Source organism: Halomicrobium sp. IBSBa (genome assembly GCF_017612575.1).
Taxonomy (GTDB): Archaea; Halobacteriota; Halobacteria; order Halobacteriales; family Haloarculaceae; genus Halomicrobium.
Window position 1 is genome coordinate 53955 of record NZ_JADPQC010000009.1, and the last position, 23928, is coordinate 77882.

23 protein-coding genes are annotated in these 23928 nt (G+C 66.7%); 10 read left to right on the top strand and 13 right to left on the bottom strand.

Going from position 1 to position 23928, the window contains the following annotated elements; genetic code table 11:
- Nucleotides 1–111: 111 nt before the first annotated feature.
- Nucleotides 112–888 (top strand): DUF1405 domain-containing protein, encoded by a 777-nt coding sequence (locus IL252_RS16130; protein WP_208628854.1) that lies wholly within the window; start codon nt 112–114, stop codon nt 886–888.
- Nucleotides 889–1459: 571 nt separating this feature from the next.
- On the opposite strand, the gene IL252_RS16135 is transcribed toward IL252_RS16130, so the two are convergent.
- Nucleotides 1460–2434 (bottom strand): DMT family transporter, encoded by a 975-nt coding sequence (locus tag IL252_RS16135; protein ID WP_208628855.1) that lies wholly within the window; start codon nt 2432–2434, stop codon nt 1460–1462.
- A gap of 221 nt (nt 2435–2655) precedes the next feature.
- Here IL252_RS16135 and IL252_RS16140 point away from each other — a divergent pair, with 221 nt between their 5' ends.
- A complete protein-coding gene (locus IL252_RS16140) occupies nt 2656–3450 on the top strand; it encodes a winged helix-turn-helix domain-containing protein (RefSeq protein ID WP_208628856.1) in 795 nt (264 codons plus the stop codon).
- On the opposite strand, the gene IL252_RS16145 is transcribed toward IL252_RS16140, so the two are convergent.
- From IL252_RS16145 to IL252_RS16155, 3 genes are all read right to left on the bottom strand, one after another.
- Entirely contained in the window at nt 3451–4473 is a 1023-nt protein-coding gene (locus IL252_RS16145; protein WP_244257299.1) for a hypothetical protein, read from the bottom strand.
- Nucleotides 4474–4660: 187 nt separating this feature from the next.
- Nucleotides 4661–7390 carry a valine--tRNA ligase gene (locus IL252_RS16150; protein ID WP_208628857.1) on the bottom strand — a complete coding sequence of 910 codons (2730 nt, stop codon included), beginning with the start codon at nt 7388–7390 and terminating at the stop codon, nt 4661–4663.
- A 231-nt stretch (nt 7391–7621) separates the two neighbouring features.
- Entirely contained in the window at nt 7622–8548 is a 927-nt protein-coding gene (locus tag IL252_RS16155; RefSeq protein ID WP_208628858.1) for a DUF6293 family protein, read from the bottom strand.
- A gap of 94 nt (nt 8549–8642) precedes the next feature.
- Here IL252_RS16155 and IL252_RS16160 point away from each other — a divergent pair, with 94 nt between their 5' ends.
- Nucleotides 8643–9290 (top strand): helix-turn-helix domain-containing protein, encoded by a 648-nt coding sequence (locus IL252_RS16160; RefSeq protein WP_208628859.1) that lies wholly within the window; start codon nt 8643–8645, stop codon nt 9288–9290.
- 59 nt (nt 9291–9349) lie between these two features.
- Nucleotides 9350–10666, top strand: coding sequence for a cytochrome P450 (locus IL252_RS16165; RefSeq protein WP_208628860.1), 1317 nt, complete (start codon nt 9350–9352; stop codon nt 10664–10666).
- Nucleotides 10667–10782: 116 nt separating this feature from the next.
- Here IL252_RS16165 and IL252_RS16170 read toward each other — a convergent pair whose 3' ends face one another.
- The 4 genes from IL252_RS16170 to IL252_RS16185 form a co-directional block, all read right to left on the bottom strand.
- Nucleotides 10783–11352 carry a type IV pilin gene (locus tag IL252_RS16170; RefSeq protein WP_208628861.1) on the bottom strand — a complete coding sequence of 190 codons (570 nt, stop codon included), beginning with the start codon at nt 11350–11352 and terminating at the stop codon, nt 10783–10785.
- A gap of 117 nt (nt 11353–11469) precedes the next feature.
- Nucleotides 11470–11850 carry a DUF2892 domain-containing protein gene (locus IL252_RS16175; RefSeq protein WP_208628862.1) on the bottom strand — a complete coding sequence of 127 codons (381 nt, stop codon included), beginning with the start codon at nt 11848–11850 and terminating at the stop codon, nt 11470–11472.
- A 223-nt stretch (nt 11851–12073) separates the two neighbouring features.
- Nucleotides 12074–13648, bottom strand: coding sequence for a sodium:solute symporter (locus IL252_RS16180; protein ID WP_208628863.1), 1575 nt, complete (start codon nt 13646–13648; stop codon nt 12074–12076).
- Entirely contained in the window at nt 13641–13913 is a 273-nt protein-coding gene (locus IL252_RS16185) for a DUF3311 domain-containing protein (RefSeq protein WP_208628882.1), read from the bottom strand. Before IL252_RS16185 ends, IL252_RS16180 begins: the two co-directional genes overlap by 8 nt.
- Nucleotides 13914–14104: 191 nt before the next feature.
- Between IL252_RS16185 and IL252_RS16190 the strand changes: the two genes are divergently transcribed.
- Complete coding sequence (locus IL252_RS16190; RefSeq protein WP_208628864.1) at nt 14105–14842, top strand: sugar phosphate isomerase/epimerase; 738 nt, start codon at nt 14105–14107, stop codon at nt 14840–14842.
- A 113-nt stretch (nt 14843–14955) separates the two neighbouring features.
- Nucleotides 14956–16293 carry a DNA primase DnaG gene (gene dnaG / locus IL252_RS16195; RefSeq protein ID WP_208628865.1) on the top strand — a complete coding sequence of 446 codons (1338 nt, stop codon included), beginning with the start codon at nt 14956–14958 and terminating at the stop codon, nt 16291–16293.
- On the opposite strand, the gene IL252_RS16200 is transcribed toward dnaG, so the two are convergent.
- Nucleotides 16294–16704 carry a GNAT family N-acetyltransferase gene (locus IL252_RS16200; RefSeq protein WP_170093638.1) on the bottom strand — a complete coding sequence of 137 codons (411 nt, stop codon included), beginning with the start codon at nt 16702–16704 and terminating at the stop codon, nt 16294–16296.
- On the bottom strand, nt 16701–18047 hold the full coding sequence (locus tag IL252_RS16205; protein WP_208628866.1) for a DUF92 domain-containing protein: 1347 nt from the start codon (nt 18045–18047) through the stop codon (nt 16701–16703). The genes IL252_RS16200 and IL252_RS16205 overlap by 4 nt, the downstream gene beginning before the upstream one ends.
- Nucleotides 18048–18182: 135 nt before the next feature.
- Here IL252_RS16205 and IL252_RS16210 point away from each other — a divergent pair, with 135 nt between their 5' ends.
- Nucleotides 18183–18791 (top strand): undecaprenyl diphosphate synthase family protein, encoded by a 609-nt coding sequence (locus IL252_RS16210; RefSeq protein ID WP_208628867.1) that lies wholly within the window; start codon nt 18183–18185, stop codon nt 18789–18791.
- A gap of 59 nt (nt 18792–18850) precedes the next feature.
- Here IL252_RS16210 and uppS read toward each other — a convergent pair whose 3' ends face one another.
- Nucleotides 18851–19765: a polyprenyl diphosphate synthase gene (uppS, locus tag IL252_RS16215; RefSeq protein ID WP_153552657.1), complete on the bottom strand. Its 915-nt coding sequence runs from the start codon at nt 19763–19765 to the stop codon at nt 18851–18853.
- A gap of 159 nt (nt 19766–19924) precedes the next feature.
- On the opposite strand from uppS, the gene IL252_RS16220 reads away from it, so the two are divergent.
- From IL252_RS16220 to IL252_RS16230, 3 genes are all read left to right on the top strand, one after another.
- Complete coding sequence (locus IL252_RS16220) at nt 19925–20119, top strand: cold-shock protein (RefSeq protein ID WP_015762509.1); 195 nt, start codon at nt 19925–19927, stop codon at nt 20117–20119.
- Between the two features lie 5 nt (nt 20120–20124).
- Nucleotides 20125–20319 (top strand): cold-shock protein, encoded by a 195-nt coding sequence (locus IL252_RS16225; RefSeq protein WP_015762510.1) that lies wholly within the window; start codon nt 20125–20127, stop codon nt 20317–20319.
- Between the two features lie 186 nt (nt 20320–20505).
- Nucleotides 20506–20910 carry a DUF5778 family protein gene (locus IL252_RS16230; protein WP_208628868.1) on the top strand — a complete coding sequence of 135 codons (405 nt, stop codon included), beginning with the start codon at nt 20506–20508 and terminating at the stop codon, nt 20908–20910.
- Here the strand turns inward: IL252_RS16230 and IL252_RS16235 are convergent.
- On the bottom strand, nt 20891–22630 hold the full coding sequence (locus IL252_RS16235; RefSeq protein WP_208628869.1) for a flippase activity-associated protein Agl23: 1740 nt from the start codon (nt 22628–22630) through the stop codon (nt 20891–20893). The genes IL252_RS16230 and IL252_RS16235 overlap by 20 nt on opposite strands.
- 157 nt (nt 22631–22787) lie before the next feature.
- Entirely contained in the window at nt 22788–23834 is a 1047-nt protein-coding gene (carA, locus tag IL252_RS16240) for a glutamine-hydrolyzing carbamoyl-phosphate synthase small subunit (RefSeq protein WP_208628870.1), read from the bottom strand.
- Nucleotides 23835–23928 lie beyond the last annotated feature (94 nt).

Genomic DNA, 23928 nt, shown 5'->3' on the forward strand with positions numbered 1-23928 from the left:
TCGGTCGTCACGGGGGAGACGACCGCCGCTCGATCGCGGCGACCGTCCGCGTGACCGACGGCGGCCGACCCAACCGCTACCGTTATTTCTCGGCCGCCGTAGAGCACTGACATGGCTGGGCACGACGGCGTCGGGCGGCGGGTCGAACGACTGGTCGGGCGCTACTTCGACGTGACGTTGCCAGACACCGAGGGCCTGCCCCGGTACGTCGCACCGCTGCCCGACTGGCTCGAAGACGTCGGGTTGCGACTGGCCTGGCCGATCGCGCTGGTCAACCTCGTCGGCACGCTCTTTGGGTTCTGGTACTACGCAGGTCGGCCGCTGAACCTCGCGCCGCCCCTCGTCGAGGGACAGCTCGGCGCTGCACCGGCGCTGGCCTACCCGCTGATCCCCGACTCGCCCGTCGCGACGATGTTCATCGGGCTCTCGCTCGTGGCCTGGCGGCTGGACTACGACGCCGACTGGCTCCACATGCTGGCGTTCTTCGGCTGCCTGAAGCTCGGGCTGTGGACGCCCTACGTCCAGCTCGTGATCAACGGTCCCGCAGGGATCCCGCTGTGGCTCTACTGGTTCCTCGTCGCGAGCCACCTGGCCATGGCCGTCGAAGCCTTCCTGATCCACCGCTACGCGTCGTTCTCGGTGCCGGCCGTCGCCGTCGCGCTGGGCTGGTACGGGTTCAACGACGTGGTAGACTACTTCGTCCCGATCCTGGGCGGGCCACACCACACCTGGCTGCGAGCCGAGTCCGTCGTCGGCGGGTTCGACCACACGCTCCCGGCCCACGATCTGGCCGCCGGCTGGGCGGTGGTGCTGACGTTCGTCGCCGTCTTCCTCGCACTGGCGACGCGGGTCGAGAAGCTCAAACGCCGCGAGGCCATCGTGGAGTGAGACTGCGAGAAGCGAACGCCGCCGTCCTCATACTGCCGGCTGTCACTTCGTGACGAGCTTCGCCACCCCGGGGTGGCGAAATCGGTCACAGATGTACAGCCGGGAGTATCAGGCCGCGCCGACGGCGGCCGCGACGAAGGCCCATCGGGTGCCGCTGCGGGTTTCGGTCTCTTTCTGTGCTGCGCGGTGCTGGTCGCGTCGGTGTTGCCAGTTCATCGTAGCCGAATGGAGGGGCCGTACACGCATGAATGTTTCGCGAAATTGATACAATTGTCGTGAACTTCAGTTACAATTAGCACGTCTGAGTGCCACGGAAAGGCGGTCCACTCACTCCTGGGTACCGAAAGAGGTAACTGAGCTGTCTGCTAGAATCGTGGTACCACACGGCACGGACGGCGACGGACGACGCCGCCGAACTCGCGCGGCGCGTGGCGATGGCCGACACTTCGCGCGGATCGGGAACGTCCACGGACCGAACGCCACTGCCGTCATACGGACGGTTGTAGACGTTCACCCAGTCGACCACACACTGCCGTGCGGTCGATCTCGTAGCAATCCACAACCGTCCGTATCAGTCGGACTCGAAGCCGTTGGGCTCGGTTCGGACCGGGGTATCGCTCGCCCGGAGGCCGGGAACGCGGCGGCGGATCACCGTCGAGTCGACGGACTCGCTCCCGAGCACGGCGAAGCCGGCGAAGATCGTCAGGAAGCCGGCGACGGCGGTCGGTGCGATCGTCTCGTCGAGCAGTGCCCACCCGCCCAGCGTCGCGACGACGGGGACGACGTAGAACACGAGGTTCGCACGGATCGGCCCCGCCGTGTCCAGGAGTTCGAAGTAGGCGATGTAGGCGACCGCACCGGCGAAGACCCCGACGTAGCCAAGCGCCAGCAGCGCCTCGCCGCTCCAGGTGATCGCGCCGACTGATTCGCCGGCAGCACGGCTCAGGGCGTGCGTGAGGCCCGCACCGAGGGGGAGTCCCCAGGCAGTGCGGACGCTGCTGGACAGGCCTTCGTCGGCCCAGCGGATGAGCACGCTGCCCAGCGCGCCACTGACCGCACCGGCGAAGAGGATCGCCTTGCCGAACCCACCGGCGAGGAGGTTCGCCGGATCGGGGCTGACGACCAGTCCGACGCCGAGCAGGCCGAGGAGCATCCCGGCGCTACCCCGAGCCGAGAGCCGATCGTCGGCCAACAGGACCGCCGCGAACACTGGCGTCAGGATCGGGTTCAGGCTGAAGACGATCGAACCGACGGCGCTGGTGGCGTACTGCTGGCCGACGAACAGCAGCGCGTTGGTCAGCCCGATCGCGAAGATCCCGGTGGCGACGATGCCCAGCACGTCGCCGCGAGTGCGCGGCAGGAGTCCCTCGCGGGGCGTCGTCGCGACGGCGTAGCCGATCAGGACGACCGACGCCACGTCGAAGCGCAGGGCGACGAACAGCAGGGGCGGGAAGTAGTCAAGTCCCGCCTTCGCGGCGACGAACGTCCCTCCGAAGAGGACGCTCGCGACCGCGAACAACACGAGCGTTCGGCGGCTGCCGTTCACTCGCCGCTCACCTCGTCGGGTCCCCTGCCTGGGGCGGTGCCGATACGATATCGCTGTGCGTCGAGACGAGTCATACTCGAACGGAGGGCCTGCAAACGCATGAACTACGTTCGAAAATCGAAGCCGCTGTGCAAGGCCCGGCTCCCGACCGGCGACCCCCGCCCCGTGAAAATATTTCACGCTGCGAAAGCGGTTTACACCGGCGAGTGCGAACGTGACGTATGGAGGCCGCGCTGTCGGAAATCGAGTTTCTCGCACTCTCTGAGAACCGAGTCTCGGTGCTCGCCCTGCTCGCGAGCGAGCGCCACACCCGCCGGGAACTGGCCGACGAGACCGGCGCGTCACAGGCGACCCTGGGTCGCATCCTCGGCGACTTCGAGGACCGGTCCTGGGTCCGGCGCGAGAGCGGCGGCTACGTCGCCACCGCGACGGGCGAACTCGTCGCGGCGGGCTTTACCGACCTGCTGTCGACGCTGGACACGGAGCGTGCCCTGCGACCGATCGTCGAACACCTCCCGACCGACGCGATGACGTTCGACCTCCGACGGCTGGCCGACGCCACGATCACGACTCCCAGCGGGACCCGCCCCAACGCGCCCGTCCAGCGGGTCCTCGACATGATCGAAACCGCCGCGGACGTGCGTGTCTTCTCACACGCGTTCAACGAGCAGAGCCTCACCGTCGTCCAGGAACGCACGGCCGCCGGCCAACAGACGTTTCGCGGCGTGTTCTCCCGGAGCGCGATCGAAGCCATCGCGGAGGATTCGACGCTGCGCGAGCGACTGCTCGCGCTCGTCGCGACCGACGGCGTCGAGATCAGGCTCGCACGCGACGAGCTGCCACTGGCCGTGACTGTCGCAGACGAGACGGTCCACCTGCTCGTACGCGACGACAACGGCGTCCTGCAGGCATCGATCGACGCCGACGACCCCGCGGTGCTGTCGTGGGCCGACGAGACCTTCGAGCGGTACTGGACTGCGGCCGACCCCCTCGATCGAACGGAGTTCGCCGAGTGATCAGCCGGCTTCGACGCTACCCCGACTCGGCGTGCCGGAGACAGACACGTCGGCGGGCGTGTAGACGAGCGTGTCGTCGTCGTCCCGGACGCTGAGCCCCTCCACCAGTAGGTTACCGTTCTGAGTTTGGAGCGTCGCCGTCGCCGCACCCTTCGCGTCGATCGTCGCAAATCGAAGGAGCAGCGATCCGCTGGCGGAGAGGGTCACGTCACGCTTCGAGCGTAGCTGTGCGTAATCGGCGGCCATCTGCCCACCGGCGTCGATCTGTATCCCCTTGTTGCTCTCGATCTCCCCGCCGATAGTCACGGCCCCGGTCGCATCCAGGGACACCCGCTTGTTCGATCTGAGCGTCGCGTTCTGGATCAGAATCTCTCTCGCCTCGATCGACACCCGCTGTCCCCGTGCGTCGATGGTGCCCGCGTCTTTGATCGCGAGCCGAACGCTCCTGTTCTCGAAGTTCTCCAGGTCCCGGACGGAGTACGTCTCCTCGCCCTCGTCGTACTCACCGTCGCCGTCCGCGTCGTCGAACGCCGGCCGATCGCTCGGTCGTCCGCCGCCACCACCGGGACAGTCGTACGCCACGTCGACGGTCAGCAGCGCGTTCCGGATCGTCACGCCGTCACCGGCCGCCTCGGCGACGTGGACCTGTAACTGGGCCGTTCCGCTTTGGCCGTTCGGCTTGCACTTGACCGCGATATCCGTTCCGACACCGGGATCCAGATTCGTCGGCGTTCCGGCGGTGACGACGGTCAGAGCGCCCCCGTCGCCGTCGACCGAGACGCTGTACGCCGTGTTCAGCGTTTCACCGGCGTTGTTGCGCAGCGTCGCGACCGTCGTCTCGCTGGGGTTCGTGACGGTCGTCCCGGTCGGTTCGAGTGCCAGCAGCGCCGAGCCGTCGGGTGCCGTGCCCACCGAGACGCCCCGGTTGGCACCGGCGGTCGTGAGACCGACCGTCGGAGCCAGACCGACCACTACGCCCGCGACGACCAGCACGACGGCGACCGTTCTGAGTACTCGTAACACTGACTACCACCCCGTTTTCGCGTGTCTCGCGACCCGCGACGAGCGGGCCACACACCGCCCAGCACCCAGCTGCAGCGGTTGTCTCTAGTGTATTTACTAGTCTGCTAACGGATAATATTTCTGGGCGCTGGATCGACACGTCTGGCCGACCGCGGGACCTGCCCGCCGAGGCGGCTGTCGCTCCCGACTACCCGACGATGACGACCGCGGTCTCGGTCTCGATCATCTCGCCGTCGCCGGAGTAAGTGCGGGCTTCCTCGATCTCGAACATCTCCGCGTCGAGGGTGACGCCAGCGACGTGGAGTCGACCGTCGTCGATCTCGTAGTCGCCCTGTGCGATGCCGGCCTCGATGTCGCCGACCTGGTTGCCGTACTCCGGTCCGACGATCGAGTAGTCGAGGTCGATGTCGCTGATCTCCGTCGTGATGTCGGGGGCGTCCGCGAGCAGTTCGAGGTCTGCGACGTGCATGGCCTCGGCGACGGCGTCTGCCAGCCCCTCGACGTGGCCGTACACCTGGACGTGGTCGAGGTCCGCGTTCAGCGGCAGACCGTTGTCCGTCTTGTACGTCCGCAGCGCCGAGATGACCTCCATCGCCGTCTCGCCGGCTTCGAGGTCGGCGTCGTAGCCGCCGGGGGTCGGCCAGTCGGTCGTGTGGATGGAGGTGTCGCCCCCGGCGAGGCCGGCCCCGTCGGCCGACTCGTCGGTACGGTAGATCCGGTCCCACAGCTCCTCGGTGATGTGAGGGAGGAACGGTGCGAACAGCTTGAGGAAAGTGCGGTGGGCGCGGGTCAGCGCGAACTCCGTCGAGGCGCTGCCCTCGCCGGAGAGGCGCTGCTTTGCGATCTCCAGGTAGTCGTCACAGAAGCTGTTCCAGAAGAACGACCGGAGTTCGTTGCGCGCCTTCGAGAACTCGTAGGCCTCGAAGCGGTCCGTCACCGACTCGACCGTGGCGTCCAGTTCGGCGAGGAACCACTCGTCGATGGGCGCGAGATCGCTCTCGTCGACGGGCTCGACGGCCGCCGGGGCCGGCGTGAGCTGTTCGACCAGCCGCGAGGCGTTCCAGAGCTTCTGGAGCAGGCGCTCGCCGGCGTCGAGGTCGCCTTCCTTGTACGGGAAGTCGTCGCCGATGGAGGTGCCCGCGGCCCAGTAGCGGGTCGCGTCGACCGGGAACTCTTCGAGCACGTCGCTCGGGGGGATGACGTTGCCCTTTGACTTGGACATCGCCTCGCGGTTCTCGTCGAGCACCATCCCGTTGATCATCACGTTGTCGAATGGCACCTCGCCGGTGTGTTCGTAGCACTTGACGACGGTGTGGAACAGCCAGAAGGAGATGATGTCGTGGCCCTGCGGGCGCAGGTCGAACGAGTAGAGTTCGGGGTTGGCCATGCTGAACTCTTCAGCATCAGCATCCCAGTCCCATCCAGCGTTGACGAGGGGAGTAAGCGACGAGGTCGCCCACGTGTCGAACACGTCTTCTTCCGGCCGCAGGTCGTCGTGGCCACACTCGGGGCAGGCGTCGACGGGCGCGTCGTCCGAGAGCGGGTCGACGGGGAGGTCGGCCTTGTTCGCGAGGACCGGCTCTCCGCAGTCCTCGCAGTACCACACCGGAATCGGGATTCCCGAGTCCCGCTGGCGGGAGATACACCAGTCCCACTCCAGTCCCTCGATCCAGTGCTCGTAGCGGCTGAACATCTTCTCGGGGTGCCAGTCCATCTGGCGGCCCGCTTCGAGGTACTCGTCGGTCCTGTCGAGCATCTCGACGTACCACTGCTCGGTGACGAGATACTCCACCTCCGTCTCACAGCGCTCGTGGACCTGCACCGTGTGGTCGTGGTCGCGCTGTTCGAGCAGGTACCCCTCGGCGTCGAGATCGGCGAGGATGGCGTCGCGCGCATCGCGGGTGCTCTGGCCCCGGTAGTCGCCGGCCACGTCCGTCATCGTCCCGGACTCGTCGATGGCGATCCGCAGCGGGAGGTCGTGTGCCTGGTACCACTCGATGTCGGTCTGGTCGCCGAAGGTACAGCACATGACGACGCCGCTGCCGGTCTCCAGATCGACGCGGTCGTCCTCGATGATCGGCACCTCGTGACCGAACAGCGGGACGCGTGCGGTGCCGCCGACGAGGTGCTGGTTGGCGTCGTCGTCGGGGTGGACGAAAATCGACACACAGGCCGGCAACAGCTCCGGGCGGGTCGTCGAGATCGTCAGTGTCTCGTCGTCGTCGGCGTCTCCAGTGCCGTCCTCGACCAGCGGGAACGCGATGTCGTTGAACAGCGTCTCCTGGTGTTCGTCCTCCTGTTCGACCTGCGAGATCGCCGTCTCGCAGTCGGGACACCAGATCGTCGGCGCGCGCTGGCGGTACTCCCGGCCCTTCTCGTAGAGGTCGATAAAGGACAGCTGCGAGACCCGCTGAACGCGGGGCTCGATGGTCTTGTAGGTGTTGTCCCAGTCGACCGAGATCGCCAGCGACTGCACGTCCTCGGTGAACTCGGCCTCGTAGCTCTCACAGACCTCCCGACACTTCTCCTGGAACACCCGCCGCTCGAAGTCCTGGTGGCGAATGCCCTTCTCGCGCTCGGTCAGGCGCTCGGAGGCGATGCCGTTGTCGTCGTAGCCAAAGGGAAAGTAGACGGTGTCGTCGGCCATCCGGTGGTAGCGGGCCACGAAGTCCTGTAGCGTGAACTGGTAGAGGTGGCCCATGTGGAGGTTGCCCGACACCGTCGGCGGCGGCGTGTCGATGCTGAAGCGGGTGTCCGGGTCGACGGTCTCTCCGGCGTCCGGTTCGTCGTAGGCGTAGGTCTCCGCTTCGACCCAGTGGTCCTGCCACCGGGGCTCGACGGCGTCGGGATCGTACTCTCCCTCGATCCCCTGTTGCTCTGCTAGCGATTCGTCGGTCGCGTCCTGTGTGTCACTCATGGGTTCTGTCGGTCGCTGTCGGCGTGGTCGGAAAGCGGTGCGAGCGTCGAGCGGAGTGAGTTAGTGGGGCGTAGCCGCCCCTACTACGGGCCGGAGAACGAGCGCAGTGGGTGCTCGACGCATCATCTGCTGTGATCGTACACTCAGCCGGTTCCTAATGGCTTCGGTTTCGAACGGGGCACGTGTCTGGCCGGGGACGACCCTGACAGCGATCCCGAAGATGTCTGACCGTTAGGCGTCCTCTCGGTCCCCGTGGGCTCGCACCCACAGCTCCCCGATCCGCGACAGGCGCGTTCGGTACGATTTCCCGTGTTCCTCCTGTTCGATGTAGCCTTTCCCGCCGGGGCCGAGCCGATCGACGTTGTAGATCACCTTCGAGCGGAAGCTATCGGTGTACTCCTCGCCCATGTCTCGGGCCAGCGCCTGGGCCAGTTCGGAGACGGACTCGAACTCGCCGTGTTCGCCGAGGGTAAAGAGGATCACTTCCTCGAAGGGCTTGACGTTCGAGAAGGAGGCGACGGGCAACTCGACGACGTGGCTGCCGTCGATCTCCTTGGCACCGATAGTGGTCCCGCGCTCGTCGAACTCGTCGAGCAGGTCCCGCGCCGAGTCGAGTCGAGTCGTGACACGCTCTCGGAGTTCCCCGTCGCTCTCGTCGGACGCGATCCCGTCGACCTCGGCTTTCAGCTCCTCCAGCAGGTCGTTCTGGCGGCGTAGCTCCTCGGCCAGTTCCGTTTCGAGGTACTTCTCGGGGACGGTGTAGTAGGTGTGGATGCGGTCCCGGTCACCCTCGCGTTCGACCATGATCGAGTGCGACGCCGTCGCGAAGGCAAAGGAGACGGTCCGGGGCATCGCGGAGATGTTGACCCACACCTCGTTGCCCTCGTCGAGTTCGGCGTTGATGAGCTCGAAGGCCTGTTCGAAGGCGGCGTCGTAGTCGTACACGTCCTCGATGACGAACCGCTCGGTGGTCGCGCCCAGCAGGTTCTGGTAGTCCGTCTCCAGTTTCTCGGCGAGGTGCTGGGAGTACTCGACGTTGGCCTCGCTGCCGACGGCTCCCTCCAACAGGATGACGTGGTCCACGTCCAGTTGCTCGCGCACCAGCGGCGCGATCAGCCGGTCGTAGTCGAACCCGACCGGGACGATGTGGGTCTGCATATCCCGGGCTACTCGTGTCGGAGGCAAAAGAGTAGCCTCTCGCGTGTGTCGGGGCGGTCGACAGTGTCTTTTGCTGGCCGACGCGACCACCGATATGCGGTATCTGACACTCACGTTTCCGCGGTCGCCCTCCTCGGAGCGCCAGGACGCGTTGGTGCCGGGCCTCGACGTCGATCACGGGACGATCTGTAACATGAACTACTTCCACGACGACACGCTCGTAGAGCTGTGCCGGCTGGAAGCCACCCGTAGCAGCGTCGTCAGCGATCTCGAAGCGTGGGACGACGCCATCTCCTACGACGTGTTCGACACCGACGACGGTGATCTGTACGTCTTCATTCACTCCCGGCCGAGTGCGGAGCTGGCAGAGTTGCTCCGAATCGTCGAGCGCCACCGGCTGCTCGTCGAGTTGCCGATCGAACTCGAAGCCGAGAGCGTGACGGTCCGCGTCGCAGGTGGGTCCGAGACACTCCACGACGCGATGGCGGACCTCCCCGCCGACGTGACGGCCGACGTACAGATCGAGCAGCTGGGCACCTACGATCCGGAGGTCGACGCCGCACGGTCGGCGCTGACCGATCGCCAGCGGGCCGTCCTCGATGCAGCCGTCGACGTGGGCTACTACGCGACGCCACGGACCGCGACGATCGAAGACGTCGCGGCTGCCGTCGGCTGTGCGGAGAGTACCGCCTCGGAGCATCTGCGCAAGATCGAGGCGCGGTTGCTTCCGCGACTGACTTAAACGGCCAGCCTTCGCCCGCAGTACACCGATTGACACTGCCCCCATATATTCGGGATACAATGGCAACGACGAACCACACCGACACGCCACCCGGACCCAGCGGCTACCCGATCGTCGGCAGCACCTTCGAGTTCGCCGACGACCGCCTCCGATTCGTCACCGACACGGCCGAGGAGTACGGGCCGGTTGCTTCCTTCGAGGTCGCTGGAACTACGATCTACCAGATCAGCGACCCCGAACTCGTCGAACAGGTCCTCGTCCAGAACAACCAGTCCTACATCAAAGGCGAACTGTTTCAGGAGGCACTGGGTGACGCGCTGGGCGAGGGACTGCTCACCAGCGAGGGCAGTGCCTGGCGCGACCAGCGCCACCGAGTCCAACCGGCCTTCCACCCGCAGATGCTGGAGGCGTACTCCGAGCAGATGACCGACGGTATCGAGCGACTGCTCGACTCGTGGTCCGACGGTGAGACGCGCAACGTACACGAGGATATGATGCATCTCACCGTCGAGATCGCCGCCGATGCACTGTTCGACGTGGACATCCGCGACGAACAGGCGGCCATCAGCGACGCGCTCGAAGCGGTGATGGACTACGCCGAACGGCCGTACCACGCCCCCGACTGGGTTCCGACGCCGGAGAACCGCCGCTATCGGGACGCCCTCGAGACGCTCGACGACGTCGCCGACCGGATCGTCGAGAAGCACGAGGCAGACGGCGGCGACGACGTCGTCTCGATGCTCCTCGCCGCACAGGGTGAAGACATCACGCGCGAACGCGTCCGCGACGAGATCGTGACGATCCTCCTCGCCGGACACGAGACCACCGCGCTGACGCTGACCTACGCGTTGCACCTCCTCGGGCGCAACGCCGAGCAGCGCGAGCGGTTGCAGGCGGAACTGGACGACGTGCTCGGTGGACGGCTCCCCACGATGGGCGATCTCGACGATCTTCCGTACACCGAGCAGACGATCAAGGAGAGTATGCGACGCTATCCGCCGGTCTGGGAACTGGTCAGGGAAGCCACCGAACCCGACACGCTCGGTGACTACGAGATTCCCGCAGGAACGACGGTCACGATGCACCCCTGGGTGATCCACCACGACGATCGCATCTACGACGAGCCGCTGTCGTTCCGCCCGGAGCGCTGGAGCGGAGAGTTCGAGCGGTCGATCCCGAAGTTCGGGTACTTCCCCTTCGGGGGCGGCCCCCGTCGCTGTATCGGCGACCGGTTCGCCATGCTCGAAGCCCGTCTCGTCCTGGCGACCGTCGCACAGGACTGGACCGTCGAACCCCACGACGACCTCTCCTTTGCCCCGTCGATCACGCTCCGTCCGGACGGGCCAGTCGAGATGACCGTCCACCGCCGGGACTGATACGACCGGCTGTACATCTGTGAACGATTTTGCCACCCCGGGGTGGCGAATATCGTGAAACAGTGACAGCCGGCAGTGTGAGACGGAGTCCGGACCCGTCGCCGGAGTGCAAAGCGTCACTGGCTCGTCGCGGTCAACGTCTTCGTGATCGGAACCGACGCCGTCGGCGTGTGAACGACGCGGACGGTGATCTCTTCGCCTTCCTCGATCGTACAGTCCGTATCAGGGATGCGGAACGCGATCTGATCGCTGGCCGTGTACTCCGATCCGTGGATCGCGTTCTCGTCGGGCGTGCCGCCGCTGTTGTACGACCGCTCGTCGAAGATGTCGTCGCCCTCGATGTTGCCGGGACCGATCGCCTTGCCGCTGTACCGGTCTACGGGGAGGTTCACCAGCCGCCCCTTCTTGCCGCAGGCGTCGGTCGCGTCGACGGCGACCTCCATCTCAGGGACCGGGATCCTGTCGCCCGCGACGTGAGTGAGCCGGACGATACCGTTGCCGTCTCCCACGGTGTTCGCTTCGAGCGTGCCACTGGACTGGCCGACGACGGGTCCCGGCTTGGTCGTCTCCTCGGCGAACCCGAGCGCGAACACCGAGACGGTCGCGGCCAGGATCACGACGACCGCGACCAACAGGACGTTCGCCACGACCGGTGAAACGGCACGATCGGATCGAGACGACCCCATAGTCGGTGGTTCTGTAGAGCTAACACAAAAAATCCCGTCTCTAGTTATCGATCGTGAGTCCGAACTACCAGAACGACTGTACTTCGTCGACTGTCCGTCTGTGAAGCGTCTGCAAACTCAGTGACAGCGATCGTGGACGATTTCGCCGCTCTCGTCGGGGCCGCGACGTTCACCGGGGACGATCGGCTCGCCACAGTCGGCACAGGTGAGCCCACTGCCCTCGGACGCGTCTTCGACGACAGTCTCCGTGTCCTCGCCTCGCAGTTCGTCGATGTCGACGGTGACCTCGTCGCCGGTCGTGTCGACGCCGAGCGCGTCGTTGAGCCCACAGTACTTCGTCGTGGCGTTGAAGCCGAAGACGAGTGCGCCGATCCCGGCGAGCAGACCGCGCAGTCGCTTGCCGTTCCGCAGCGAGCGAAGCGCTGCGACACTCAGCACGACCGCCAGTAGCGCGCGTACGATCCGATCACGGCCGCCAACGTTGTCCGTTGCGTCCATACTCGGATTGTCGGGTTCGACGCTCTTGTATCTTCACCTATGGGTCTCGGACGACCGGTCGTCATACTGCCGGCTGTCCGTCTGTCACGAATGTTGCGACCCCGTAGTCGCGAATCGCTTGCTACTACCGGCTGTACATCTGTGACCGATTTCGCCACCCTGGGGTGGCGAAGCTCGTCACGAAGTGACAGCCGGCAGTATGAAACAGTGACAGCTGGCAGTATCAGTCGCCGTCGACGCCCGAGACGCTGTACAGGCTGGCGTCCTCGCCGGGGGACGCACTCGTCAGGAGGGAGACGCCGACGGTCAGGGCCAGTCCCAGCACCATGCAGACGACGCTGGCCGACCAGCCACCGAGGTAGCTCTGGGGCACACCCGAGAGGAAGACGCTGGCGAGGTAGAACAGCTGCGAGCCGCCGATGCCGGCGTACATCCCCCAGCGAGTCGTCCGGGACCAGTACAGCGCGACGATCACCGGGAGGGCGAGCTGGGCGAACCCGCCGAAGGCGGTGTCGCCGATCTGGACGAGCGTCCCCGGCGCGGAGAGACTGGCGACGAACGAGAGCGTCGCGAAGACGACGACCCCCGCGCGTGCGAGCAGCGCCTCGCGGTCCTGGTCTGATCGAAGCAGGCGGCCGATCGAGACGGCCAGCCCGAGCAGCGAGCGGCGGACGCGACCGACCAGCGACGTGCGGGCCGGCAGCGTCAGCTCCTCGTCTGCGAGGTCGGTCACCGGCCGGTAGAGGTCGCGGGTGAGATACGACGCGCCCGAGAGCAGCATCGAGTCGCTGGAGGACATCATCGCGGCCAGGGCCGCGGCGACGACGGCCGCCGTGAACCACCCGGCGGTGTACTCGTTGAGCACCGCGGGAATCACGTTGCCGTTCTCCGGGACGGTGACGCCCAGGCCGGCGGCCCACGCACCGAGCATGAACGCAGGGACGAACAGCAGGACCACCAGGACGGGCCACAGCGCCAGCGTCCGCTTGAGCACTTTCTGGGAGCGGGCGACGAAGAACCGCTGGTTGATCTGGGGAAACATCGTCACGCCGAAGGCGATGGAGATCGCCGTCGAGAGGATGTACTCCGGCGTGTACAGGCCCCCGCCCAGTGCGAGGAACTCGGGGTCGGTCTCGGCGAGACGCGCCGTCGCAGCCGACGGGCCGCCGACCGCCGAGAGGATCCAGGCGACGGCCGCCCAGATGAGCCCGAGCATGACGATGCCCTGGAGCGTGTCGGTCCAGGCGACTCCGCGCATCCCCGAGACGGCGACGTAGACGATCATAAAGAGCGTGATGCCGCCGGCACCGACCCAGAACGGGACCGCGCCGTCGGTCAGCCCGACGATCGCCTGCCCGGCACCCTTCTGCTGGAGCATCACGTAGGGAAAGAGCCAGAAGAGACTGATCGCCGCCACGAGCCCGCGGAGGAGACGCGATCCGAAGCGATCGCCCAGCATCTCCCCGAGCGTGACGTAGCCGTGGCGCTGGCCGACGAGCCACTGCTTGTACCCCAGCACGTACCAGAGGACGGCAAAGATGATCCCGTCCATCAGCCCCATCACCAGCAGCCACTCGGGACCCTGCGCGAAGGTGAGGTTGGGGCCCCCGAAGAAGGTAAACGCCGACAGCAGCGTCGCGAACGTCGTGAACAGCAGGACGACCGTGCCGAAGGTCCGGCTGGCGAGGTAGTAGTCTTCCGCCGTGCGGTCGGTCAAGCGGTAGGCGACGACGCCGATAGCCGCCGCCAGCACCATGTAGCCGCCGACGATGCCCAGTTGGATCGCCGTGTCAGTCATCGCGACTCGCCCCCGGAGCCTCGGTCGCCGCTGGATCCGCGCTCTCGACGCCGACGCCCCAGCCGTAGCGGGTGAACGCGTAGAAGGCGACCGACGCCAGCCCCATCCAGCCGACGTGCCACCAGATCCACAGCGGCAGCCCGGCGACGACAGTGCTGTCTCGCCAGAGGAACCACGGGACCGCCAGTGCCGCCACCGCGAGCGCAGCGAGTGCCCACCCGAGCGCTTCGAAGCGACTGCGTGTCCAGTTCGAGCCGTCCCACATCGTTGTGCTGGCTTGCAACTGGACCAACATAGGGATAACGGCTATTCGATCCGGGTGGTTGAAGAGAAATTCTGTTCGACCAGTCGTCGTGGGGAGCGTCGGGAAGGGCCGGCGACGATCGCAGTTGAGACGGCCAAGTTCGGTCGAAACGTGGCCGTAGCTATTTGAGGGCACGTCCGCAACGCCGACGCATGCAGACCGCAATCCAGCTGTACACGCTCCGCGAGATCGACGAGTCGATCCTCGACGTGCTCGCCCGCGTCGGTGACGCCGGGTTCGACGGCGTCGAGTTCGCCTACCGCGTCGACGAGGAGCCCGCCGCAGAGATCCGTCAGGCCCTCGAAGACGCCGGTCTCGTCGCCGCCGCCGCACACGTCGGGATCGAGGCTCTCGAAGACGACCTCGACGGCGTCGTCGAGACCGCCGAGGCGCTGGGGTACGAGGACATCGTCGTGCCGTGGCTCGATCCCGACCAGTTCGAGACGGTCGAGGCGGTCGAGGCGACGGCCGACCGACTCTCTGACCTGGCCGGAGCGGTCGCAGACCGCGGGATGCAACTACACTACCACAACCACGACCAGGAGTTCGTCGAGACCGACGAGGGCGTGGCCTTCGATCTGCTCGTCGACCGGTCCAGCGACGACCTCACGTTCGAGGTCGACGCCGGGTGGGCGCTGTACGGCGGCGCGGACCCCGTCGCTCTCCTCGAACGATACGCCGACCGCATCTCGCTGGTCCACTTCAAGGACGTCCACCTCGACAGCGAGGCCGCGCCCCCACTGGGCGAGGGCGACCTCGCCGTCGACGCCGTCGCGAGGGCCGCCCGAGAGATCGACGCCGAATGGGCCGTCTTCGAGAACGACGACCCCGACGATCCCGTGACGGCGCTGGCAAACGGCGCGGACGTACTCTCCGAGGCAGTCCGGTAGACGGGGGCAACCCCCAGCCCGACGGAGGCCGGTCGGCAGCTATTTCAGGCGGCCAATCGAACGTCTTTTCGACACGAATACGGGGTCGATTTCCCGGCAACTGGAATCCAGGAATGCAGGACTCTACGAAATATCTCATCCACGCAGACTTTACCGCGAACGGCGTCGTCGAGCGCAACGACGTCGTCGGCGCAGTCTTCGGACAGACCGAAGGGCTGCTCGGCGACGAGCTCGACCTCCGGGAGCTACAGGAGGGGTCGAAAGTCGGGCGCGTCGACGTCGAAGTGACCTCGGAAGGGGGACAGTCTTTCGGCGAGATCACGATCGCGAGCGGACTCGACCGCGTCGAGACGGCGATCCTCGCGGCGTCGCTGGAGACGATCGAGCGGGTCGGACCGTGCCGTGCGACCGTCACCGTCACCGACCTCGAAGACGTCCGGCACGCGAAGCGCCGCGAGGTCGTCGAACGAGCCACGGAGCTGCTCGCAGACTTCGAGGCCGAGGCGATCACCTCCCACGACATCGTCGAAGAGGTCCGCCAGCGCCTCCGCGTCGAGGACATCACCGAGTACGAGGGACTGCCCGCCGGCCCACGCGTCGCCGAGAGCGACGCCATCATCGTCGTCGAGGGGCGAGCCGACGTGCTCCAGTTGCTCCAGTTCGGCATCAAAAATGCCGTCGCCGTCGAGGGGACGGACGTGCCCGAGGCGATCGCCGACCTGAGCCGCGAGCGGACCGTCACCGCGTTCCTCGACGGCGACCGCGGCGGCGAGTTGATCCTGAAGGAGCTGGCACAGGTCGGTGCGGTCGATCACGTCGCCTTCGCGCCGGCCGGCACGTGCGTCGAGGACCTCTCGCGCTCACAGATTCTCGCGGCGCTACGGGACAAGGTCCCCTACGAGGCCGTCGACGAGGGGAGCCCGGCCCCGATCGCGGCGACGCCCGAGGCGTCCGAGGACGAGCCCGACGAGCCACGCGCAGTCACCTCCGGCGGCCGAGACGTCGACGCCGAGGTCGGGACCGCCGACGCGGCGTCGGCCTCGTCCGAGACGGTCGAACCCGTGAGCCCCGAGGCCGACGGCCAACCGTCGCCAGAGGCCGCCGAGCGCTCACCCGGCGAGCCCGACGACGGCGGCGGGGACGCAAGCGACGACGCGTCGTCGTCGACGGTGGCGGCACACGCACAGGCGGTCGTCACCGAAGGCACCGGGACCGTCCGGCTGCTCGACGACGAGGCGAACGTCCTCGGGGAAGGTCCCGCGAGCGAGGCGTTCGCGCTCGTCGAGGGGGCCGATCAGATCCCGACGGCGGTCGTCCTCGACGACACCCTCTCCCAGCGACTCCTCGACGTGGCGGCCCAGCGGGGCGTCGACGAGATCGTCGCCCGACAGAGAGGCGAGTTCGTCAAACAGCCGACGGCGGTCCGCGTGCGGACGATCGAGGACCTGTAGCTACCGCTCGAACACCAGGCCGTCGGCGTCGTCGTAGTGGTCCGGTATCTCCTCGACGACGGTGAACCCGAACCCACGGTAGAACGCGTGGACGCGCTCGGCGTCGGCCCGCGCGGTGAGCCGCACCGTGTCGATTCCGTGCTCGGCCAGTCGCTCCAGCAGTGCCCGCATCAGGCGGCTCCCGTTGCCCTCGCCCTGTCTGTCGGGTGCGATCGCGAACTCCGCGACGTAGGCGACCCCGTCGTCGGGGACGACGAGCGCGTAGCCGATAGGTTCGTCGACGGTCAGAACCAGGACCAGCGACGGCTCGCCGAGCGACAGCTCCAGTAGCTCCGGCCACGGGTCCGACAGCGTCGCGGCCTGAATGCGGCGCAGCCGGGGCCAGTCGTCGGGCTGGCCCTCGCGGATCATAGCACGAACTGGAAGGCGAGTCCGCCGGCCACCGCCGCCGCCAGCGTGGCCAGCAGGTTCACGCTCTGGTTGCCGACCGTCTCGCCCTCGATCGTCGCCCCGAGGAGGCTGTCGACCAGCATGCCGAGGAAGCCGGCACCGAGGATCACGAGCGCGCCGACGGCTCCGATGTCCGCGAACAGGCCGCCAGCGATGCCGGCGACGATGCCCGAGCCGACCAGCCCGGCGACGGCACCCTGCCAGGTCACGCCGCCGTCGGTGCCGGGTTCGACGCGCCGAAGCGTCGTGATTAGCCGCGGATTGTCGTAGAGACCGCCAAACTCGCTGGAGAAGGTGTCGCTCATCGCGGCGGCGACCGCGCCCGCGAAGGCGTACAGCAGCAACATCGGATCGATGCCGGTGTGGCTCGGGCTCGCCGCCGCGGCGAGGACGGCCACGAGCGCGACGATGGAGTTCGCCAGGACGTTGCCGCTGCCCCGAGCACCCTCGTTTTCCTCCGCGATGCCGCGGTCGAGCTTCTCGTCGTAGCGGAACTTCGTCGCCAGACCACCGAGCCCGAAGAAGGTGATGAGCATGGCGAACCACCGGAAGTCACCGAGGACGATCGTCAGGAGGCCGAGGAAGACGCCGGTGAGCATCCCCGGCAGCGACGCCGTATCGAGCGCGTAGGAGACGTAGCCGAGGACGACCGTCACGCCCAGCGCGAGAGCGATACGCCCCGCCGTCACGTCGTGCAGGGGGAGATCGGAGAACAGCCACAGCAACAGTCCGATCGAGAACAACACCAGCGGGTCGTCACGCTCGAACAGGACTGCACGCAACAGTGCGGCCAGCAGCGCGCCGCTGATCGCGTAGAAGGCAAGCAGCGCGAGGAACTGACTCGTCAGCGCTCGGCCGGCCAGCATCGCCGAGACGGCACTCCCGGCGGTCGCCGCCAGGAACCCCGCCGTCACGAACCCGGCAGTCGCGGCCACTGGATCGGCGGTCGCGCGCTCGACCAGCCGCGTGCCGAGATTCCCACCGGCCAGCACGAACACGCTGGCGACGAACACCCACATCGGGAGCCCGAACTGGAGGGCGAGCAGCGAGAGCCCGGCGATCGAGAGGGCGAAGCCAGCGAGCCCGTACAGGGTCTGGTCCTCGCGGTCGCCCGGCCTGGCGAACAGCTCGAACAACGGACCGTCGTCGACGACGGTCAGTGCGAGCGCCGCGATCCCCACGAACGGAGCGATCGCGAGCGCCGTCGCCAGCCACGGCGGTTCGACGCCGTCGACGAGTGGCACGAGGAGCGCCACGGCCCCGACCAGCGCGAACCCGACGGCCCGCCGGACAGCAGATGTCACGTCACGCTGGTACCGTAGAGAGGCACTTACCCTTTCCGAACTCGGCGACCGGCCGTCGGATGGCAGTCGACGGGCGACCCTCGGTGGGTCTCGCCGATCCGAAGAATTACGCCGGCCGACGCGCTACGGCTCTGCGTGGCCATCTACGACCGGTATCTCGCTGCCCGCCTCCAGCTGAGCGACGCGGCGCTCCCCGAGACAGTCGCCCTCGTCATCACGGAGCGCGATCTGCTCGTCGACGGTGCCTACGAGACTCTGGAGCGGTTCTTCGACCTGGCAGTGCAGTTCGGAGCCGACCGGATCGTCGTCTACGTCAGCGTCCTCGACGAGGGGGTCGTCCCGACGATCGAGTCGGAGTTGCGGACCCTGCGTGCCCCTCGCGAGGTCGCCGTTCGCGGACCCGACGACGACGATCCGGCAGACGCCCCGATCGGCGTCTCGATCGGGCTCGGTGGCAAACACGAGTTCGCCATCGCCGTCCGCTCGATCGCTCAGTCGGTCGACGACGGCGATCTCGCCCCCGACGAGATCGACGAAAGCGTCGTCGAGGAGGAACTGGTCTTCCCGACCGCGCCGGACCTGGTCGTCAAGACCGGGGCCGAACGACTCTCGGATTTCATGATCTGGCAGTCCGTCTACTCCGAGCTGTACTTTACGGACGTGAACTGGCAGAACTTCGGCGAGCGGGACTACCTCCGGGCGCTCAGGGACTACCAGGACCGACAGCGCCGATTCGGGCGGTAGGGGACGGCGAACCGCGTATTGGAGAGACGATCGCTCGGAAGTCGGTCCGAAAAGCCGTCTCAGTCCGCGACCACGTCAACGTCGTCTTCGACGGCCTCCCGTTCCTGGCGAGTGAGCGCGTCACGGAAGCGACCGAGGATCCGCCGGGCCTGTGACGCCTCGGGACCGAGAGCCCGGACGAGTGTCAGCGCGCGGCGGGCGCGCGTGCGACGCCAGGACGCCGCGCGGTGCTCGTAGGTTCGGATCGCCCGCAGGAAGTCGATCTTCCGGAACTCCGGCCAGTAGGGGGCACAGAAGTAGACCGCGGCCTCGTTGCCCTTCGCGTGCCAGGGGAGGAAATTCGAGGTGCGCTCGTCGCCGCCGGTTCGGACGATCAGGTCGACGTCGCGGGTCGGCCCCTCGTAGAGTCGCCCCTCGATGGTGTCGGCGTCGACGGCGGCGGGGTCGAGGTGCCCGTCGTCGACCGAGCGAGCGATGTCCCGCGTCGCGCCCAGTAGCTCCGCGCGGCCGCCGTAGGCCAGCGCGACGTTGAGGTGGAGTCGATCGTATTCGGCGGTCTGGTCCTCGGCGTAGTCGATGGCGTCCCGTACGCGCTCGGGAAGCATGTCGGTCTCGCCGATGGCGCGGATCCGCACCTCGTTGTCGTGGACGCGGTCGGCGTCGGCGAAGGCCGTGAGCTTCTGTTCGATGAGATCGAAGAGGTGTTCTCGCTGTTCCTTCGGTCGGTCGAAGTTCTCCGTCGAGAACGTGTAGAGCGTCACTTCGTCGACTCCGAGTTCGTCACACCAGTGTAGAAGGGCTTCCGTCGTTTCCGCTCCTTCGGTGTAGCCCTCCGTGGTTTCGGCACCCTGCTCGCGGGCGTAGCGGCGATTGCCGTCCTGAATGACGGCGACGTGACTGGGTGCGTCGGAGAGTTCGCGTTCGAGGAGCCGCTCGTAGGCCGATTGCGCAAGTGCTCGTGCCCGCTGTAGCATCGTGTCATTCGACAAACCCGACGGGCATGAGTTTTGCGATCTGTCGCCCGCCGCGGCCGCTCCGTCGGGCCGTTCGACCGGCCGTCTCGAATCTGTCCCGTGAGATCAGTCGAAATAACCGGTGGGTTTTAATAGCAGAACCACCTCTAAATACGTGCAATGGCGACCGGTACGGTTGACTTCTTCAACGACACTGGCGGTTACGGGTTTATCGACACAGAAGACGCCGACGAGGACGTCTTCTTCCACATGGAAGACATCGGCGGTCCTGACCTCGAAGAGGGCCAGGAAGTCGAGTTCGACATCGTGCAAGCGGACAAGGGTCCGCGTGCGGAAAACCTCACCCGGCTGTGATCACAATGGCGCAAGGTACTGTAGACTTCTTCAACGACACGGGCGGTTACGGATTCATCGACACGGAGGACGCTGACGACGACGTGTTCTTCCACATGGAGGACATCGGCGGTCCCGACCTCGAAGAGGGGCAGGAAGTCGAGTTCGACATCGTGCAAGCGGACAAGGGTCCGCGAGCCGAGAACCTGACGCGACTGTAAGCTCACGCTGCAGTCGAGTTCTCCGCTTTCCATCGCGACAGCGACGGCACCGGCCGCTGCTACGTCCGTCCGGCGACCGAAGACGTTCGGGAGCACCATGTCTCGAAACCGCCGGAGACGAACGATACGGCGGGGTCGCAGCCGCGAATCGTGAGTCGTATTAGTGCCGACAGACGAGTGAGTCGTATGGGCGCGGAGACACTCGACGAAGACCTCTATCGACGCACGAAGGCACTGCTCGAACCCGGCGAGATCGAACTGAACGGTACGATCGTTCACACTGACCTCGACGGGCAAGACGACATCGAGATGATGGAGACGACCCTGGAAGCGGGCAACGTCATCGCCGAGCACGCCGGCCACGACCCGAAAGACACCTACGTCTACTCGGGCAACGACGACGCCGACTTCTCCTCGAACCAGCACCAGGGGCTCACCATCGACGGCGAGGAGTTCGTCTGGGAGTGCCAACAGCTGTTGCGCGACGGGAGCTTCGACATCGTGTTTTACTACGAGGCGAGCGCCGATCAGGCCGCGATCCTCGAGACCTTGCGGGACGCGGGGTACGAGGTCACGGGCGTCGAAGGGTAGGCTCCGGCTCGCTCACGTCTTCTCGGACGAAGAACGTCGTCGCCCCGCCGGAGGCACGGAACTGGTAGCTCTCGGCCGTGTATCCCGACAGCCGTGCTTCGAGCGCCGTCGCGTTGTCGCCCCGTGCGACGACGACGGGCGGGCGATCGGCTTCGACGGTCGCCGGGTTGGCCTCACACGACGCGTTCAGGTCGTGTTTCGCGAGGTACCACTGGAGGGGCAACAGCTCTCCGAGATCGCCACAGCTTGGCTCCTGTGGACTGACGCCACGCGGGGCCGCGAGCTCCGAGCCGTAGATCAGCACGTCCGTCCCGTCGGTGTCGGCCTCGGCGGCGGCGGCCAGCACCGGCCGGAAGTCGTCGGTCGGCTGGGCGTACTGGACGAGGTTGTTGTCCGCCGCGGCCGGCGATTCGTAGACGAGTCCGCCGGCCGTCACGGCGACCTGGGCGGTGAGGACGAGGAGCAAGACCCCGACCAGCGAGGTCGACACCGTGTCGTCCTCGTCGAAGGCGGTCCGACCCAGCCGGTAGAGGTACGCCAGCCCGACCGCCGCCGGGATCGCCAGTGGCACCAGCGCGTTGACCGTGATCCAGGCCCCGTAGATGTCGGTCCCCAGCGGGTAGCCGGCCACCGAGACGAACCCCCAGTAGCTGGCAAAGAGCACGACGGGACGCGGACGGACCGCGCTGTACCGCTCGATCAGGAACCCGCCGACGGCCAGCACCGACAGCGGCAGAGCAGCCACGAGCAGTGTTTCGAGGAACCGTCCGAGAAAGCAGGCGTAGCCGTCGACGAGGTTGTCCTTGTGACAGCCCGGATCGGAGGTGCCGCCGAACCAGTACTCGAAGCCCTCGGTGAGATCCGCGACCGTGGCGTCGACCACCGCCGGGAGCGAACTCGGGTGTCCGATCGCGTACCAGAGTCCGACGCCGTCCGCGGGGTTACGCGGCGCGAAGAAGAAGACGACGACCAGTCCGAAGACGGCGACGGCTCCGACGAGGTGGCCGGCGTAGCGACCGACGCCGGCCGGGCCGAGCGATCGCCCACGGGCCACGAGCCGATCCCAGTACCGCTTTGCGAGGTCGAGACCGCGTTCCTCGCCCCGCTCGGCGAAGAAGAGCTGGTCGACGACGAGCGCGGTCGCGCCGACCCAGACGATGGCGTAGACGACGGCGTTCTCCTTGGCCGCGAGCGCGAGCCCGAACAGCGCGGCGACGCCGTAGACGTAGCGGACCCGTCGCGTGTCGTAGGCCCGCACCGCGAGACCGAAGGCAACGAAGACGAAGCCCGCGACCAGCAGCGTGCTCCGGAAGAACCGCGAGTAGTACAGCAAGACCGGATTGGCCGCCAGTACGATCGCCAGCGCGACCACTTCGCTGTCACGGAGGTGGTCCCGAAAGAGCAGCGCCGACAGCGGCAACAGGCCGCCGAAGACGGCGACGGGGAGTCGCATCACGGCGTCGCCGGTCCCGAGCAACTGGAACAGGGCGGCGTCGACGTACTGGACCAGCGGCCCGTGGACGATGTAGCGATAGGAGATCGACCCCGTCTCGGCGTACTCCAGCGCCCAGTAGGCCACTCTCCCCTCGTCGAAGTGTGCGATGCGTCCCCCCAGGTCGACGAGTCGCGCCACCAGCGCCAGCACCGTCACCGCGAGTACCCCCGTCAACGCGGGGTCGGCGCTCGCACGCGCCCGCCAGTCGATGTCGCCAGCAACCATTACCGGGGGAGAGAGAGTCCACCGTTAAAGAGCTAGCCATCGATCAAAACCGATCTGAACGACGGAGCAGCCGGTCGCTTATTGCCGGCTGTCACTTCGTGAAGATCTTCGCCACCCCAGGGTGGCGAAATCGTTCACAGATTTACAGCCGGTCGTATTACTCCTCTGCCAGCGCCAGCACGTCGTCGAAGAAGTCCAGCGAGTCGTTGGGGCCGGGGTTGGCCTCGGGGTGGTACTGGCGGGTGATGATGTCGAGGTCGTCGTTCTCCAGTCCCTCGGGCGTGTCGTCGTTGACGTTGACCTGCGTCACGTCGAGTTTCTCGCCGGGGTCGGCGACCGTGTAGCCGTGGTTCTGGGTGGTCATGACGACCTGCCCGCTGCGCAGGTCACGCACGGGCTGGTTGACGCCGCGGTGGCCGAACTCCATCTTCTCGGTGTCCCCACCCAGGGCGTTGGCGACGACCTGCTGGCCCAGACAGATGCCCGCGAGGGGGACGTCGCCGACCTTCTCGGCGACGAGTTCGTTGGCCTGCTCGAAGTTCACCGGGTCGCCGGGGCCGTTCGAGATAAACAGCACGTCCGGGTCGAGTTCGTCGACCGTCTCCGGCGTCGTGTCGTAGGGCAGGACGTGGACGGTGGCGTCGCGTTCGACCAGCGACGAGACGATCGACCCCTTCGCGCCACAGTCGACGAGCGCGACCGTCGGCCCGTCGCCGGCTTCGTTGTGGGTCTCTGCCTCGTCGACGCTGACCTGTGCGCCGATGTCGGTGTGGTCGGACATGTGCTCACACTGGGCGAGCTGTTCGAGCGCTTTCTCCTCGCTGGCGTCGGGACCGGCCGAGATCCCACACTTCATCGCACCCTCGTCGCGGATCTCCGTGACGACGTCGCGGGTGTCGAGGTGGTCGACGGCCGGGACGCCCTCGCTTTCGAGCCACTCGGCCACGTCGTCGGTCATCTCGCGAGCGACGGCGGCGCGGGGGTGGACTCGATCGGACTCGAATCGCTCTTCGCGGACGCCGTAGTTGCCGATCAGGGGATAGGAGAACGTGAGGACCTGCTCCTCGTAGGACGGGTCGGTCAGACTCTCCTCGTAGCCCGTGTACGCGGTCGTAAATACCAGTTCGCCACGTGCGGTGCCCGGTGCGCGCGAACGTGCCTCGACGACACGCTCACCTTCGATCGCGACGTATGCGTCAGCCATTACGAGATACGTACATAGTTCGGGCTGATAAGGGTTGCTTTCGAAGTCGAGTTACGATTTTCGTAATCCTCAAGTAGGGACCGCGACAAGCGTC

Coding starts and splice junctions, on each gene's coding strand:
- IL252_RS16130 (WP_208628854.1), top strand. CDS start 112: ATGGCTGGGCACGACGGCGTCGGGCGGCGGGTCGAACGACTGGTCGGG.
- IL252_RS16160 (WP_208628859.1), top strand. CDS start 8,643: ATGCGGTATCTGACACTCACGTTTCCGCGGTCGCCCTCCTCGGAGCGC.
- IL252_RS16150 (WP_208628857.1), bottom strand. CDS start 7,390: ATGAGTGACACACAGGACGCGACCGACGAATCGCTAGCAGAGCAACAG.
- carA (WP_208628870.1), bottom strand. CDS start 23,834: ATGGCTGACGCATACGTCGCGATCGAAGGTGAGCGTGTCGTCGAGGCA.
- IL252_RS16165 (WP_208628860.1), top strand. CDS start 9,350: ATGGCAACGACGAACCACACCGACACGCCACCCGGACCCAGCGGCTAC.
- dnaG (WP_208628865.1), top strand. CDS start 14,956: ATGCAGGACTCTACGAAATATCTCATCCACGCAGACTTTACCGCGAAC.
- IL252_RS16225 (WP_015762510.1), top strand. CDS start 20,125: ATGGCGCAAGGTACTGTAGACTTCTTCAACGACACGGGCGGTTACGGA.
- IL252_RS16175 (WP_208628862.1), bottom strand. CDS start 11,850: ATGGACGCAACGGACAACGTTGGCGGCCGTGATCGGATCGTACGCGCG.
- IL252_RS16190 (WP_208628864.1), top strand. CDS start 14,105: ATGCAGACCGCAATCCAGCTGTACACGCTCCGCGAGATCGACGAGTCG.
- IL252_RS16180 (WP_208628863.1), bottom strand. CDS start 13,648: ATGACTGACACGGCGATCCAACTGGGCATCGTCGGCGGCTACATGGTG.
- uppS (WP_153552657.1), bottom strand. CDS start 19,765: ATGCTACAGCGGGCACGAGCACTTGCGCAATCGGCCTACGAGCGGCTC.
- IL252_RS16220 (WP_015762509.1), top strand. CDS start 19,925: ATGGCGACCGGTACGGTTGACTTCTTCAACGACACTGGCGGTTACGGG.
- IL252_RS16235 (WP_208628869.1), bottom strand. CDS start 22,630: ATGGTTGCTGGCGACATCGACTGGCGGGCGCGTGCGAGCGCCGACCCC.
- IL252_RS16185 (WP_208628882.1), bottom strand. CDS start 13,913: ATGTGGGACGGCTCGAACTGGACACGCAGTCGCTTCGAAGCGCTCGGG.
- IL252_RS16200 (WP_170093638.1), bottom strand. CDS start 16,704: ATGATCCGCGAGGGCCAGCCCGACGACTGGCCCCGGCTGCGCCGCATT.
- IL252_RS16170 (WP_208628861.1), bottom strand. CDS start 11,352: ATGGGGTCGTCTCGATCCGATCGTGCCGTTTCACCGGTCGTGGCGAAC.
- IL252_RS16155 (WP_208628858.1), bottom strand. CDS start 8,548: ATGCAGACCCACATCGTCCCGGTCGGGTTCGACTACGACCGGCTGATC.
- IL252_RS16230 (WP_208628868.1), top strand. CDS start 20,506: ATGGGCGCGGAGACACTCGACGAAGACCTCTATCGACGCACGAAGGCA.
- IL252_RS16140 (WP_208628856.1), top strand. CDS start 2,656: ATGGAGGCCGCGCTGTCGGAAATCGAGTTTCTCGCACTCTCTGAGAAC.